This window comes from Rhodococcus sp. 24CO, assembly GCF_050586165.1.
Classification (GTDB): Bacteria; Actinomycetota; Actinomycetes; order Mycobacteriales; family Mycobacteriaceae; genus Rhodococcus_F.
The window spans coordinates 55,977-68,636 of sequence record NZ_JAZFNF010000008.1 but is presented as its reverse complement, the minus strand read 5'-3'; the positions used below and the strand labels follow the sequence as shown (position 1 = coordinate 68,636).

Here is a 12,660-nt window from a genome sequence, read left to right as displayed (position 1 = left end):
AAAAATCGCCTTCTCTGCACACTATCCAGGCCACCCCAGGACTTCTACGTGTGGATCAGCGAGTAAGGCTTGTGACCACTGTTGCCACTCCGGCCGCAACCGCAACGGCGGCCAGTGCCAGGGCAAACAGCCAGAGCGCGTGCGGTTCCGGCATCGGCGCTCCGTCTTCGAGTGCCTTCTTCACCTGCAACCACCGACGCATCCCCACCAGTGCGGCGGCCGCCGCCAACACGATCAGGACAAGTCCGAGTGTGGTGCGCACCCACCCGGTGCTCCATCCCGGAACCAGCTGCACAATCGCGATCCCACCGGCCAACAGCGCCAACGAACTTCGCATCCACGCCAGGAAGGTTCGCTCGCTGGCCAAGGTAAATCGTTCGTCCGGTCTATTGGGTTCGGTCACGGGTGCTCCGTTCCGTGGGTAACGACGATGTCCGGATCTTGACGCCAGTCGTACACCACCGTCGTCCGCAGCACGATGTCCTGCAACGAGCGTCGACGCCGGTCGATGACTGCCCAGCCGAGCCCGAAGGCAAAAAGCACACACAACACGGCGCGGACAAGTGCCAGCGGCCACCGAACGAGTCGATGCCCCAACGTGATGACCCGCAAGCCCATCACCACATTGCCGACAGTCCGGCCGGTCGTCGCCCAGCACACTGTCAGGTACACCGTCGAGATCGTGATGAACGCCGTCGTGGACAGGAAAATCCCGGGCTGGGAGAACGTGAACGTCTGCGGCGAGAACAGCAGTCGCACAAATGCCACCGCGAGATATCCGCTGCCCATCAGAACGAGTACGACACCCAAGTCGATCGCTCCGGCGATACCGCGGGTGACGATTCCGGCGGGACCCGAATTCTGGGATGCCGCCACTACTCCTGCCCAGCGTTCTTCTCGCGTCCGAAGAGTCGGCCGACAAAATCCGCAACGGCGTCGTCGGCCTGCATCCCTTGAACGCGAGCACCCTGCACCGCTTCGGTGGACAACGAACCAGTGGACTCGCGGATGATCTGGGGCAGGTCTACGCCCTCGATGACCTGGTCCGCGATCTTCACCAGATCAACCCGGTAGATCTGCCGTTCGATGTCCACGGAATCGACGATGCCGTCGAGGTCGAGCCGATTGATCACTGCCTCGATATCCAATCGCCGCGCGATGTCGTCCACGTCGATGCGATCGATGATCGGTTCCAGCGACACACGTTCGGCGATCTTGTCGACGTCGATAGTTTCGGCAATAGCGTCGAGGTCGACGTTGTCGACGACGATCTTCGTGATGTCGATTTCGTCCAGTGCCGCTGCCACCACTGCCCTGATCACCGTCCGCAGGGTTGTGTCGGCAAACGCGGCGGTGGACGCGATTGCGTCGCTACCCAGGGCACTCACGTGCACAATGGCGTGGTCCAGCGGTTCTCCGACTATCGGAATCCTCGGAACCGAGTCCAACACGGTAGTCGTCGCTCGCCGGGCAGCGGCAAGCGTGATCGACGCCAATCCGAAGCCCAGACGCAGAAGATCAGGCGCCGGTCGATCCGGTTGTGCACCCACGAGACCGCCCTCCACCACTCACCCCTCCGAATAACGGACATTCGTTACTCTGCTTCGCATTGTGCCACTGTTGGTATACACAATTCGTCGGGACGAACAGCAACCGTCAGCATCAACCGTGGGGAGACGTGATCGTGACGCGATTCGGAAAACACTTCGGTATCCATCTCACGATGGCGGCAGTGATGGTCGCAGGCATTCTGAGCCTGACTGCCCACACCGCATCGGCACAGTCCACGGTCACGAGGTTCGACGTCTACTCACCGTCGATGGACCGGTGGATCAGCAACGACGTCATCTCCCCCGCCGGCGGTGGCCCAGCGCCCACGTTCTACCTCTTGACCGGGGTCGGCGGTGGGGAAGACGGGATCTCGTGGTTCAACAACACCGGCGTTCGCGATTTCTTCGACGACAAACACGTCAACGTGGTGATGCCGGTCGGCGGCAAGTACAGCATGTACACCGACTGGAATGCCGACGATCCGGTGCTCGGCCGCAACAAGTGGCAGACATACCTGACACAGGAACTCCCCGCTGCGGTGAACTCTCGCTACAACACAACCGGGGTGAACGCTCTCGGCGGCGTCTCGATGGCCGGTGGACCCGTGCTCGACCTCGCCATTCAGGCGCCGGGGGTGTACCGCGCTGTCGGTTCGTACAGTGGTTGCCCGCGCACCGTCGACGGACTGGGGCAGACGGCGGTTCGATCGATGGTGGAAGTTCTCGGCCGTGGCAACGTCCACAACATGTGGGGCCGGCCGGGAGGACCGCAGTGGGCTGCTCACGACCCGCTGATCAACGCTGAAAAGCTCCGCGGCACACAGCTCTTCATCTCCACGGGCAACGGCCTCCCCGGCCCGGTGGACGGAATCAACTCGATCCCCGCGATTGCGGGCGTCATTCCCGGCAGCGTGCTCGAAGGGATCACTCAACTGTGTACCGCTGCGCTGCAAGGGCGGTTCACTCAACTCGGTATACCGGCGACATTCAGCTTCCGCCCCGAGGGCACCCACACGTGGGGGCTCTTCGAAGCGGATATGCGCGCGTCCTGGCCGATGATCGCGGGGGCGATCGGAGCGTAGGGGTCGAGTTGCGGAAGCCGACAGGCTTGCTCACTCGCCGCACTCACGCCGCCAGCAGTGCAGGCAGTCCCCACTCCCTGGCCAGCAGCTGGTAGGAGCGCAGACGGTCCTCGTGGCGATGAGTCACGCCGGTGATCACCAATTCGTCTGCACCGGTCAGCTTCTGCAGACTCTCGAGCCGATCCGCAACAGTGCTGGGCGAGCCGACGAAGTGAGTGATCAGCCTGTCCTCGACTAACGCGCGGTCACGCTCGGGCAACGGGAGCGCGGTCGCCGGATCCGGGTACGGAATTGCTCCGGCACCACTGCGAATGCTGTGCGCCCAATGCCCGAACGTGGACGCCAACTCCCGCGCTGTGGCGTCGTCCTCCGCCGCGACAACATCCGCAGAGACCACGACGTACGGCTCCGCCAGAGTGTCCGAGGGACGGAACGCCGCACGGTAGGCCTGCACCGCTTCGAGTGTGCTCGACGGCGCCACATGGTAATTCGCACCGAACGGCAACCCGAGCTTGCCCGCCAGCTCCGCACTCGGTCCAGCACTGCTGCCGAACACCCACACCTCGACGTCGGCGCCTTCGCCCGGACTCGCGTGCAATTCGATGCCGTCACTGCTGCGATGGGTGCCGTTCAACAGAGCAAGGATCTCACCGACGTGCTCCTCGAAGTCGGGAGCCTGCGCGCCGGGAAATGCCAAGGCCTCCAGCGACGCTTGCAGACGCGGCGACGTGAGCAGTCCGGATATATCGAACGGCGCCGGGATCACAACACCCTCACGCACCACGGTGCCGCGGGGTGCAACCTCGGGCGCAGTCTTACCGGCCGCAACAGCTCGTAGTGCTTCCACCCGCCGTTGGCCGCTGCGGCCGATACCCAGATCGATCCGGCCCGGGTACAACGCGTCGACGGTACCGAATTCCTCCACCACCTCGGCTGCCGTGTTGTTCCCCAGCAGCACGGCAGCGGACCCGACGCGAATAGTGTTGGTGGCAGCCGCAATCAGCCCGACGAGTACTGCCGGCGACGAGCTCGCCACACTGACAAAATGGTGCTCGGCAACCCAGTACCGCTTGTACCCCCAGGATTCCGCAGAACGAGCGAGGTCCAGCGAGTTCCGCAGCGCATCTCGCGCTGTACTGCCCTCGCTGATCGGCGACAGATCCAGAACTGACAGCGGCACCGTCATGTCAGTTCACTTCCGGAATCTTCTCGCCGGATTCCACGGCAAACGGCAGACGATTCTCGGCGGGGGCTACGGGGCACGTCGCATAATCGGTGAAGGCGCACGGCAGATTCGACGCACGATTGAAATCGAGAACCACCGCTCCACCGGGCAGTGGAGGGTTCACGTGCAGCGAACGCGCTGCCGGGTAGGTACTCACCCCGCTGGTCGCATCGGTGAACAGAATGTGAAAGCCGTCGTCTTTGCCGGCGAACGCAATCAGAGTCCGAATTTCCCCGTCGTACTCGAAACTGATTGTTCCGCGCGCATCGTGGTGATGCTCGAGCCTCTCGACGACGGCACCTGTCGTCACTGTTCGAGCCTCGTCGAAAGCGGTGAAGATACCGTCGATGCGCCACTGCGGATTCGGATCGAAGGTCGGGATACCACTGAACTGCGCCAAAGCCCGTGCTGACGGATCGTGAATGCGCAGAGCGACCTCACCGGTTCGGCGGATCACCTCGACCAGACGCGGCCCCTGCTTCACGATCAATCCCGGCGCGCCTTCGGCGGGCGTCAGGGTGAGCGACCCGTCCACGGCAACACCGTCGATCGAGAGGTCGTCTGCCGGCCTCGCGGTGACAACCACGGCGTGTGCGTCGGCCCGCCATGCACCCGGTAGATCCGAGAAAGTGGAATCGGCGTCCACCAGCCAGTGCAGGGCGGTCAGGCTCAGCCAGCCGAGCGGCTCGGCAAAGGTGGCGTCGCGCAACGCATGCCACGCAGTCCATTCGTCGACAAAGGTAGTTTCCCTGGTATCGGTGACGGTCATGATGCGCGAACTCCTTCAGCCTGCTCGTGTGGATGACGCAACCCGAGGTGGCTGCGCAGAGTTGTTCCTTCGTACTCGGTGCGGAAACTGCCGCGGTCCTGCAACTCCGGTACAACGGTGTCGATGAACTCGTCGAGCCCTGCCGGCGTGAGATGTGGGACGAGGATGAAGCCGTCACTCGCGTCGCCCTGGACGTAGCTGTCGATCTCGGCGGCCACCTCTGCTGCGCTGCCCACAAACTGTTGGCGGGCAGTCACATCGATGATCAGTTCACGGATGCTGAGATTCTCCGCTTCGGCCTTTGCTCGCCACTGATCCGCAACGGCGCGGGGATCCTTGACGTGGCGCACGCGTCCACGGGTGATGTTGACATCGTCCGTCGGGTCTTCCTTCGGCAGCGGGCCGTCGGCGTCGTAGTTGGAAAGGTCTCGGCCCCACACCTGTTCGAGGAAGGCGATAGCGGTCTGTGGTCCGACCTGCTGCCTGCGAATATGATACGCCTTCTCCTGGGCGTCAGCCGCGTTGTCACCGAGGACAAAGGTGGCGGCGGGGAGAATTTTGAGGTCGGCGTGCGTCCGTCCGTATTTGGCGAGGCGGCCCTTCACGTCGGTGTAGAAGGCCTTTCCGGCTTCGAGTGTTCCGTGGCCGGTGAAGATGGCGTCGGCTTTGGCCGCTCCGAATTCGCGGCCTTCGTCGGAGTCGCCTGCCTGCAGGAGAACTGGGTGCCCCTGCGGGCTTCGGGGTACCTCAAATCGTCCGGAGATGTCGAATTGTTCTCCGGTGTGCGAGAACTGGCCGACCTGCTGGTCGGTGGCAAAGATTCCGCGCTCACGGTCTACGAGTGGACGAGTGACACTCCAACTGTCCCAGAGTGTCCGCACCGCGTCGACCAATTCGTTGGCGCGGGCGTATCGCTGCGAGTGCTCCAGATATCCACCGCGGCGGAAGTTCTCACCGGTGAAGGCGTCCGACGAGGTGACCAGATTCCAGGCTGCCCGGCCGTCCGACAGATGATCGAGCGTGGAAAACTGTTTAGCCAACTCGTACGGTTCGTTGAAGGTGGTGTTGATCGTTCCAGCGAGTCCGAGATGTGTTGTCACACCGGCAATCGCGTTGAGAATGCTGAAGGTGTCCGGGCGGCCGACCACGTCGAGATCGTGAATCTTGCCCTGGTGTTCGCGCAGGCGCAACCCTTCGGCGAGGAAGAAGAAGTCGAACAGGCCACGTTCGGCACTGCGCGCAAGATGCTCGAACGAGCTGAACTCGATCTGACTCTTCGAGGCGGGATCGGCCCATACGGTGGTGTTGTTCACGCCGGGGAAGTGAGCACCCAGGTGAACTTGCTTACGAATCTTGTTCTGTGTCATCGAAATTCCTGTTCTCTTCCGGCCGCTATGCAAACTGATTGACGGGTAGCCCCAGTCCCAACCGCTCCCGCAGGGTGGGGGCGAGGTTCGGCCTCGGATTGAACGCGGGCAGTACTTCGGCGGTGATCTTCGCCGCCCCGGCTGCCAGGGCCAACGGTCGCAGTACCACTCCGTCCAGCCCCGCCGAGCCACTGATCTCGCGAAGCAGCGTGGTCAGTCCGCCGGCGTCGCCGCGGTAGAACACCGAGTGCGGCGTATAGGGCGTTCCTGCCCACTCTTCGAGTTCGGCGAGGGCGTCGTCCGCCGCCCCGCGATCGGCACCGAGCAGGACATCGACGTCGAGCAGAACACGAACGGTACGGCCATTCTCCGCGGCTTTGTCGTGGACCAGCCGGGCGGTGGCCTGAGCCTCACCCAGGTCGGCGGCGGAGATTCGGATGAGATCGGCTCGCTCGGTTGCCAACTCCCGCGCCTGCGGCTTGCTCGCATCCACCACGATCAGCGGTTGTCCCTGCGGCGAACGCGGCGTGATGGACGGCCCCTTGACCGAGAAGTTCTTGCCCTCGAAATCTATGTAGTGCAGCTTGTCCCGGTCGATGAATCGGCCGGTCGCCACATCTCTGATCTCGGCGTCGTCCTCCCAGCTGTCCCACAGCCGGCTGACCACCTCGACGGCCTCCGATGCTTCCTCCCACAGCGATTGTTCGCTCTGCACGGCCTTTCGACCGAACAGCGACGCAGCCGCGTCGGTGTCGGATACCTCTACCTGCCAACCCGCCCGGCCCGAAGACGAGAAGTCGATGCTCGCGATGGCCTTCGAGATGTGGAAAGGTTCGGTGTGGGTGACGGTCGCGGTGGGAACCAACCCGATCCGCGACGTCACGCCGCTCAATCGGGCAGCTGTGGCAACTGCTTCCAGTCGACCGCGCGTTGCATGCTGCCCCTGGGTCTGCAAGGCAAACGAATCCGGGAAGAAGGCAAGGTCTACGCCGGCCTGGTCGGCTACGGTCACCAAATCCACCCAGTACGACGAGGTGAACACTTCTTCGGCCCGCGAATCCTCGCGGCGCCACGAATAGGGGTGCACACCGGTGCCCTCGAATTCGAGGCCGATGAGAAATGCTGCGGAATTATGCTCGGACATGTTCGGCCTTTCCTGCTGCGTGGTCCCGCCCGGGGATGGCACCGAGCAGTGTTCGGGTGTAGTCGTGGCGGGGGTTGTCGAATATTTCTGCGGTAGTGCCGATTTCGACCAGCTGACCGGATTGCATGACCCCGACGATGTCGCTGATCTGCCGCACTACGGCCAGATCGTGCGAGATGAAGAGGTACGTCAATCCGAGTTCGCGTTGCAACTCGTCGAGGAGCGCCAGAATCTGTGCCTGCACCGAAACATCCAGAGCGGATACCGGTTCATCGAGAACAAGTAGATCGGGCTTCAGTGCGAGTGCTCGCGCAATCGCCACACGCTGCCGCTGCCCGCCGGACAGTTCGGCAGGTCTGCGGCTACCGAATTGCCCGGGCAGGGCAACCTGATCGAGTAGTTCCGCGGCCCTGGCCTGCTGCTGAATTCGAGTGCCGACTTTGAAGGCCCGCAGCGGTTCCGCCACGATGTCGACTATCGAGAGCTTGGGATCGAGGGATGCGTACGGGTTCTGGTAGACGAGTTGGATCTTTCGGCGTAGTTCGCGCAGATCGCTGCCCTGGATCCGGGTGATGTCCGCGCCGTCGAAGGTGATGGTTCCCGAATCCGCCTGTTCCAACCGCACCGCGATGCGCGCCGTCGTGGACTTCCCGGAACCCGACTCCCCCACGAGCGAGGCTGTCTGTCCGCGCGGTACGGTCAGCGACACGTCGTTCACCGCGGTGATAGCACTGCCTCGTCCGACGTCGAAGCGCTTGGTGATTCCCGCCAGAGTAAGCAGCGGAGTTGTCTGCGCTCGGACCGGGCGATCGACGGGTCCCGATGACAGGCTCGGCGCCGAGCTCAGCAATTTCTTCGTGTAGTCGTGTCGAGGATCTCCCAGAATCTTTTCGGTAGAACCGGATTCGACAATCCGACCGTCGTGCATCACCAGAATCCGATCCGCGCGGTCCGCGGCCACTCCCAGGTCGTGTGTGATGAGGAGAACAGCGGCACCGGATTCGGCGATCCGCTCGTCCAAGTGGTCGAGGATTCGTCGTTGGACTGTGACGTCCAGCGCGCTGGTGGGCTCGTCGGCAATGATCAGTGCCGGGTTCGCGACCAGTGCGATACCGATCAGAACTCGTTGCCGCATACCGCCGGAGAGCTCGTGTGGATACTGCCGTGCTCGGATCTCCGGACGATCGATTCCCGCGCGTGCAAGAACCTCGATGGCATCCAACCGCGCTTTCCGCCGGTCGGCCAGACCGTGAATGCGAAGTACTTCTGCAACCTGATCACCGATTCGGGTTACCGGATTGAGCGATGTTGTGGGGTCCTGCGGCACCAAACCGATACGTGCACCGCGGATTTTCTGCCAGGCCCGGTCCGAGTAGTCGTCGATCCGGTCGCCTTCGAACTCGACGCTGCCCCCGGTGACGTGTCCGCTGCCGGAGAGCAGTCCGAGAATCGCGTGGGCTGTTGTGGACTTTCCGGAGCCCGATTCGCCCACCACTGCAACAACTTCACCTCGGCCGACCGTGAAACTGACGCCGTGTACGGCGGGTGCGGCTCCGTAGGAGATCTGTAGGTCGGTGACGGAAAGCAACTGATCCTGCGTTGTGCTCATCGCCGGTTGCTCCTTTCGATCTCGTGTCCGATGCGATGCGCCGAAATGACCACCGCAACTATTGCGAGGCCGGGAAGTGTTGTCATCCACCAGGCATTGGCGAGGAAGTTCCGTCCCTCGGATACCAACGACCCCCATTCCGGGGTGGGCGGTACCGCTCCGAAGCCCAGGAAACTCAACGCGGACACCGCAAGTACTGCCTGCCCGAATTCGACTGCAGACAGTGCGATCACGGGCGCATACGAGTTGGGCAGGATATGCCGGCGCAGAACTCCGAGCCACTGCACTCCCGAACCGAAAGCCGCCTCGACGTACTGCGCGCTACGTACCCGCATCACCTCGGCACGCATCACCCTGGCGAAGTTCGCGACCATCGCCACACCCACCGCGATCGCGACGTTGATGGTGCCGAAACCCAGTGCCGTGACCAGTGCCAGCGACAACAGCAAAGCGGGAATCGAGAGCAGAACATCGACGATGCGCATCAGCACTGCGTCGAGCACCCCACCGACAAATCCTGCAATCAGCCCGATCAACGATCCGACGATCAACGCAACACCCACCGCCACGAGTGTCGCGGTCAGGGACAGCGCAGCACCGTGCACAAATCGTGTGTAGAGATCTCGCCCCAGGTTGTCTGTTCCGAACCAGTGCGCCGGGCTCGGCCCCTGTAACTTGTCTGCCGGCACGCCGGACAACGGGTCGCCACTGGCAAATACGCCGGGTGCCACCGCAAAACCGATGGCCAGCGCAACGATCAGCACCGGAATCAGCAGACCCGGCTTACCGATCCGCCGAATCACCGAAGACGTCCGACGGATGGTAGCGGGCGACTTCTCCTCCGGTATCGGATCCAGCAAGAGTGGTTCGATCAACGTGTCAGACATGCGCCGGCTCCAGATCTGTCGAGCTTTCGGACTGTGACTTCGCGGTGTCGGACGCCTTGGCCGAGATAATGCGTGGGTCGATCAACGGATAGAAGAGATCGACCGCCAAGTTGACGAGCGCAAATGCCAAGGATGCAAAAACAACCACGCCTTGGACTACCGGAGTGTCCTGAGCCATGACCGACGTCTGAGTCAGACGGCCGACTCCGGCGCGGGAGAACACCGTTTCGACGACCACCGAACCGGCTAGCAGAGTTCCGACCAGCACACCGGCGATGGTGAATGCCGGAATGCTCGCGAGTCGCAACGCATGACGGGTCTGCACGCGCCACCGGCTTGCCCCCTTGGCGTACGCGGTCTCCACGTGCGGCGAACGCAGCGTCGACTGCAGGCTGGTCGTGAGCACCTGCGCGATCACGGCGCCAGTCGGTATCGCCAGGGTGATCGCCGGGAGAATCACCGTTGCGAATCCCTTGTCCCCGAATGCCGGGAAGATGTGCAAACGGAACGAGAAGAGCTGCAGCAGAATCAGACCCACCCAGAAGGTGGGAACTGCCACCCCGAGTGGAGGAAGCGAGAACAGCAGGTTCGCGATCCATCGCTTGCGGGTGTAGGTAGCGAAGAACGCGATCGACACTCCGAATAGCACGGCAAGAACCAAACCCGTGGTTGCCAGCACCAGCGTGCTCGGCAGGGCTGAGAAGATCGCATCCGTCACCGATTGTCCGGTGGAGATCGACGTGCCGAAATCACCGCGCAGCGCATTGGTCAACGAGGTCCAGTACTGCACCCACACCGACTGGTCCAGGCCGTATCGCGCCCGAAGCTGTTCGAGTGCAGCTTGATCCACCGCCACACCCTGTCCCGCCGCGTCCGCCGCCATGCTGACCGGATCACTCGGCAGGAGGAACAAGATCACGAACGAGATGGTGAAAGCCGCCCAGAGGACCAGCACGGCCTGCCCTAGTCGGGCGAGTACGTATCGCGTCATGACTACTTACCCGACAACCATGCGTCGTAGAACTGCAGACGTGAGGAGGCTTCGAACTTCAGATCCTGCACCGAGGCTCCGGCTCCGACTGCCTGTGACAGTTCGATCGTCGGAATCGAGAGTCCACGATCGATGATCAGTTCCTGTGCCTGAGCCACCAATTCACCGCGTGTCGCTGTGTCGGTGGTTGCCAATTGTTCCGTCAATACCTTGTCGAGCTCGGGGTCTGCAGTGCGCTTGTTGAGATTTCGACCGTCGAGGCCGAAGGACGCCCGAAGGATGTCCGCATCGGCACGGGTGGAGTTGTAGTACACGGCATCGTAATCACCCGAAGTCTGCTTCTCGGTGAGTTCCCCGTTGGACAGCAGGTTGAGCCTCGCATCCACACCCACCTTCCGCAGCTGCTGCTGAACCAGCTCGAGGATTGCCTGGTTGCCGGCGAACGCCGGGCTGAAGGAAATCGCGAAAGTCAGTTTCTGGCCGTCCTTCTCACGTACTCCGTCGGAACCGGCCTTCCACCCTGCCGCATCGAGTAGCTTTTCCGCTTTGTCGGCGTCATAGGTCACGACACCTGATTGATCGGCATAGAGCGGTGTGGTGTGCGCCAGTGGGCTCGTCGCCGGGAAGAACGACGGATCCAGGACCGTGTCGACAAGTTCCTGCCGGTTGATCGCGGGGATGATCGCTTGGCGCACAGCCTGATCGGCGAGAACACCGCGGCTCACGTTGGGCTGGAAGAAGAAGCTCACCCCGGGATTGGGCCGAGTGAGAATGCGTCCGCCTGCCGCTTCGATCTGCGGAGCGTCCTGCGTCAATGCGTCACTGACCGCGTCGAGTTGCCCCGAGGCGACGCTGCCTGCACGCACTCCCGACTCCGGAACAACAGTGAAGTTGACGCCGTCCAGATACGCCTCCCCCTGATGACCGGTCACATCCGACGACCAGTTGTATCCGGCGCGCTTCTCGATCGCGACCGATCGATCCTGCTGCCAGTCCGTGTAGACAAACGGGCCGGATCCCACAACCGCAGCCCCGGCGCAACGCTGCTCCGACGGTAGTGCCGTGGTCGAGTCCGCCAGAATGCCGAGCTGCGGCGTCGAAGTTGCCTGCAGGAACTGAACATTGGGACCGGAGAAGTTGACCTTGGCGGTGTGGGCGTCGACGACATCCGTGCCGGTGTACGAGGACAGGTAGCTCTTCGCCAGGGCGGCGTTCGGGCCCAGATCCTTGACCACGTCGAAGTTCTTCTTGACCGACTCTGCCGTCACCGGCGTACCGTCACTGAACGTGACACCGTCGCGCAGCGTGAACGTGAAGCTAGCGGCATCGGGGCTGATGTCCCAACTTTTTGCCAGCCACGGCGTGATCTCACCTGTCTCCGGATCCTGGTCGGTCAGCGAATCCACCACGGTACGAGTGACATACACAGTCTGATTCGTACCTGCCTGTGCAGGGTCAGCGCAGGTGGGCGCCGTCGAGAGTCCGTAGCGCAGGGTTCCACCCGACTGGGCCGGCCCGGCGTCGGCGCTGGTGTCACCACTACTGGTGCTGCAACCGGCAAGTACGGTGCCGAGAACCGAAATAGCGCCGATACCAGCGGCGACGGTGACGCGTGAGCGTGCACCGATTGAGCGTGAAGACACCAAGAACTCCTAAAGAGGCATGCGGAAAAGCGCGCTTGCCACCACCGGAGTACGGGGCAAGCAAGCACGAATCAGCTACGAAGAGAAGAGAAAACAGGCTTACCCACGTACGGGAGCCTCGAGAGACTGACCAGGGTCAACTACGACGGTAAACATCGCGGCCATGGTCAGTGAGTACAGAACGATCCTGCTGTGCGGCACAGGTCTACGTGACGACGCGACCACGCGGTAGCGAAACCGCCTTCAACTGCCTTCATTACTGCATTCCTCCATCGATCCTGGCGGTAGCACCCTCACGCGATGACGCGAAGGGTTGCTGCGACTTCATTGAGCCAGGTCTCTCTGTCGCTCGAGATGGTCGTTCGCAAGTCTACGAGATGATCGCGAGTTGTC

The 12,660-nt window shown here is 62.6% G+C and carries 13 protein-coding genes and 1 riboswitch; of the genes, 1 reads left to right on the top strand and 12 read right to left on the bottom strand.

Going from position 1 to position 12,660, the window contains the following annotated elements; translation table 11 throughout:
* Positions 1–55: 55 nt before the first annotated feature.
* Genes V2B23_RS20515 through V2B23_RS20505 form a run of 3 tightly spaced genes read right to left on the bottom strand, consistent with a single transcriptional unit; the run spans position 56 to position 1,550 of the window.
* The gene (locus tag V2B23_RS20515) at positions 56–403 is read right to left on the bottom strand and encodes a YidH family protein (RefSeq protein ID WP_430952038.1); all 348 of its coding nucleotides are present in this window, start codon (positions 401–403) and stop codon (positions 56–58) included.
* Positions 400–876, bottom strand: a complete 477-nt coding sequence (locus V2B23_RS20510; RefSeq protein ID WP_430952037.1) for an RDD family protein — start codon at positions 874–876, stop codon at positions 400–402. Before V2B23_RS20510 ends, V2B23_RS20515 begins: the two co-directional genes overlap by 4 nt.
* Positions 876–1,550, bottom strand: coding sequence for a hypothetical protein (locus V2B23_RS20505; protein WP_430952036.1), 675 nt, complete (start codon positions 1,548–1,550; stop codon positions 876–878). Before V2B23_RS20505 ends, V2B23_RS20510 begins: the two co-directional genes overlap by 1 nt.
* A 173-nt stretch (positions 1,551–1,723) precedes the next feature.
* On the opposite strand from V2B23_RS20505, the gene V2B23_RS20500 reads away from it, so the two are divergent.
* On the top strand, positions 1,724–2,632 hold the full coding sequence (locus V2B23_RS20500; RefSeq protein WP_430952328.1) for an alpha/beta hydrolase: 909 nt from the start codon (positions 1,724–1,726) through the stop codon (positions 2,630–2,632).
* Positions 2,633–2,675: 43 nt separating this feature from the next.
* Here V2B23_RS20500 and V2B23_RS20495 read toward each other — a convergent pair whose 3' ends face one another.
* From V2B23_RS20495 to V2B23_RS20455, 9 genes are all read right to left on the bottom strand, one after another.
* On the bottom strand, positions 2,676–3,818 hold the full coding sequence (locus V2B23_RS20495) for an LLM class flavin-dependent oxidoreductase (protein ID WP_430952035.1): 1,143 nt from the start codon (positions 3,816–3,818) through the stop codon (positions 2,676–2,678).
* A gap of 1 nt (position 3,819) precedes the next feature.
* A complete protein-coding gene (locus tag V2B23_RS20490) occupies positions 3,820–4,626 on the bottom strand; it encodes a DUF1684 domain-containing protein (protein WP_430952034.1) in 807 nt (268 codons plus the stop codon).
* Positions 4,623–5,993, bottom strand: a complete 1,371-nt coding sequence (locus V2B23_RS20485) for an NtaA/DmoA family FMN-dependent monooxygenase (RefSeq protein ID WP_430952033.1) — start codon at positions 5,991–5,993, stop codon at positions 4,623–4,625. Before V2B23_RS20485 ends, V2B23_RS20490 begins: the two co-directional genes overlap by 4 nt.
* A gap of 25 nt (positions 5,994–6,018) precedes the next feature.
* Entirely contained in the window at positions 6,019–7,137 is a 1,119-nt protein-coding gene (locus V2B23_RS20480) for an LLM class flavin-dependent oxidoreductase (protein WP_430952032.1), read from the bottom strand.
* Positions 7,124–8,746 (bottom strand): dipeptide ABC transporter ATP-binding protein, encoded by a 1,623-nt coding sequence (locus V2B23_RS20475; protein WP_430952031.1) that lies wholly within the window; start codon positions 8,744–8,746, stop codon positions 7,124–7,126. Before V2B23_RS20475 ends, V2B23_RS20480 begins: the two co-directional genes overlap by 14 nt.
* Complete coding sequence (locus V2B23_RS20470; protein ID WP_430952030.1) at positions 8,743–9,633, bottom strand: ABC transporter permease; 891 nt, start codon at positions 9,631–9,633, stop codon at positions 8,743–8,745. The genes V2B23_RS20475 and V2B23_RS20470 overlap by 4 nt, the downstream gene beginning before the upstream one ends.
* A complete protein-coding gene (locus V2B23_RS20465; RefSeq protein ID WP_430952029.1) occupies positions 9,626–10,624 on the bottom strand; it encodes an ABC transporter permease in 999 nt (332 codons plus the stop codon). The genes V2B23_RS20470 and V2B23_RS20465 overlap by 8 nt, the downstream gene beginning before the upstream one ends.
* A 2-nt stretch (positions 10,625–10,626) precedes the next feature.
* Entirely contained in the window at positions 10,627–12,267 is a 1,641-nt protein-coding gene (locus V2B23_RS20460) for an ABC transporter substrate-binding protein (protein ID WP_430952028.1), read from the bottom strand.
* A gap of 167 nt (positions 12,268–12,434) precedes the next feature.
* Positions 12,435–12,524, bottom strand: coding sequence for a putative leader peptide (locus V2B23_RS20455; RefSeq protein WP_430952027.1), 90 nt, complete (start codon positions 12,522–12,524; stop codon positions 12,435–12,437).
* 9 nt (positions 12,525–12,533) lie between these two features.
* A riboswitch (SAM riboswitch) is annotated at positions 12,534–12,628 on the bottom strand.
* Positions 12,629–12,660 lie beyond the last annotated feature (32 nt).

Coding starts and splice junctions, on each gene's coding strand:
- V2B23_RS20495 (WP_430952035.1), bottom strand. CDS start 3,818: ATGACGGTGCCGCTGTCAGTTCTGGATCTGTCGCCGATCAGCGAGGGC.
- V2B23_RS20465 (WP_430952029.1), bottom strand. CDS start 10,624: ATGACGCGATACGTACTCGCCCGACTAGGGCAGGCCGTGCTGGTCCTC.
- V2B23_RS20485 (WP_430952033.1), bottom strand. CDS start 5,993: ATGACACAGAACAAGATTCGTAAGCAAGTTCACCTGGGTGCTCACTTC.
- V2B23_RS20470 (WP_430952030.1), bottom strand. CDS start 9,633: ATGTCTGACACGTTGATCGAACCACTCTTGCTGGATCCGATACCGGAG.
- V2B23_RS20490 (WP_430952034.1), bottom strand. CDS start 4,626: ATGACCGTCACCGATACCAGGGAAACTACCTTTGTCGACGAATGGACT.
- V2B23_RS20480 (WP_430952032.1), bottom strand. CDS start 7,137: ATGTCCGAGCATAATTCCGCAGCATTTCTCATCGGCCTCGAATTCGAG.
- V2B23_RS20475 (WP_430952031.1), bottom strand. CDS start 8,746: ATGAGCACAACGCAGGATCAGTTGCTTTCCGTCACCGACCTACAGATC.
- V2B23_RS20500 (WP_430952328.1), top strand. CDS start 1,724: ATGGCGGCAGTGATGGTCGCAGGCATTCTGAGCCTGACTGCCCACACC.
- V2B23_RS20455 (WP_430952027.1), bottom strand. CDS start 12,524: ATGAAGGCAGTTGAAGGCGGTTTCGCTACCGCGTGGTCGCGTCGTCAC.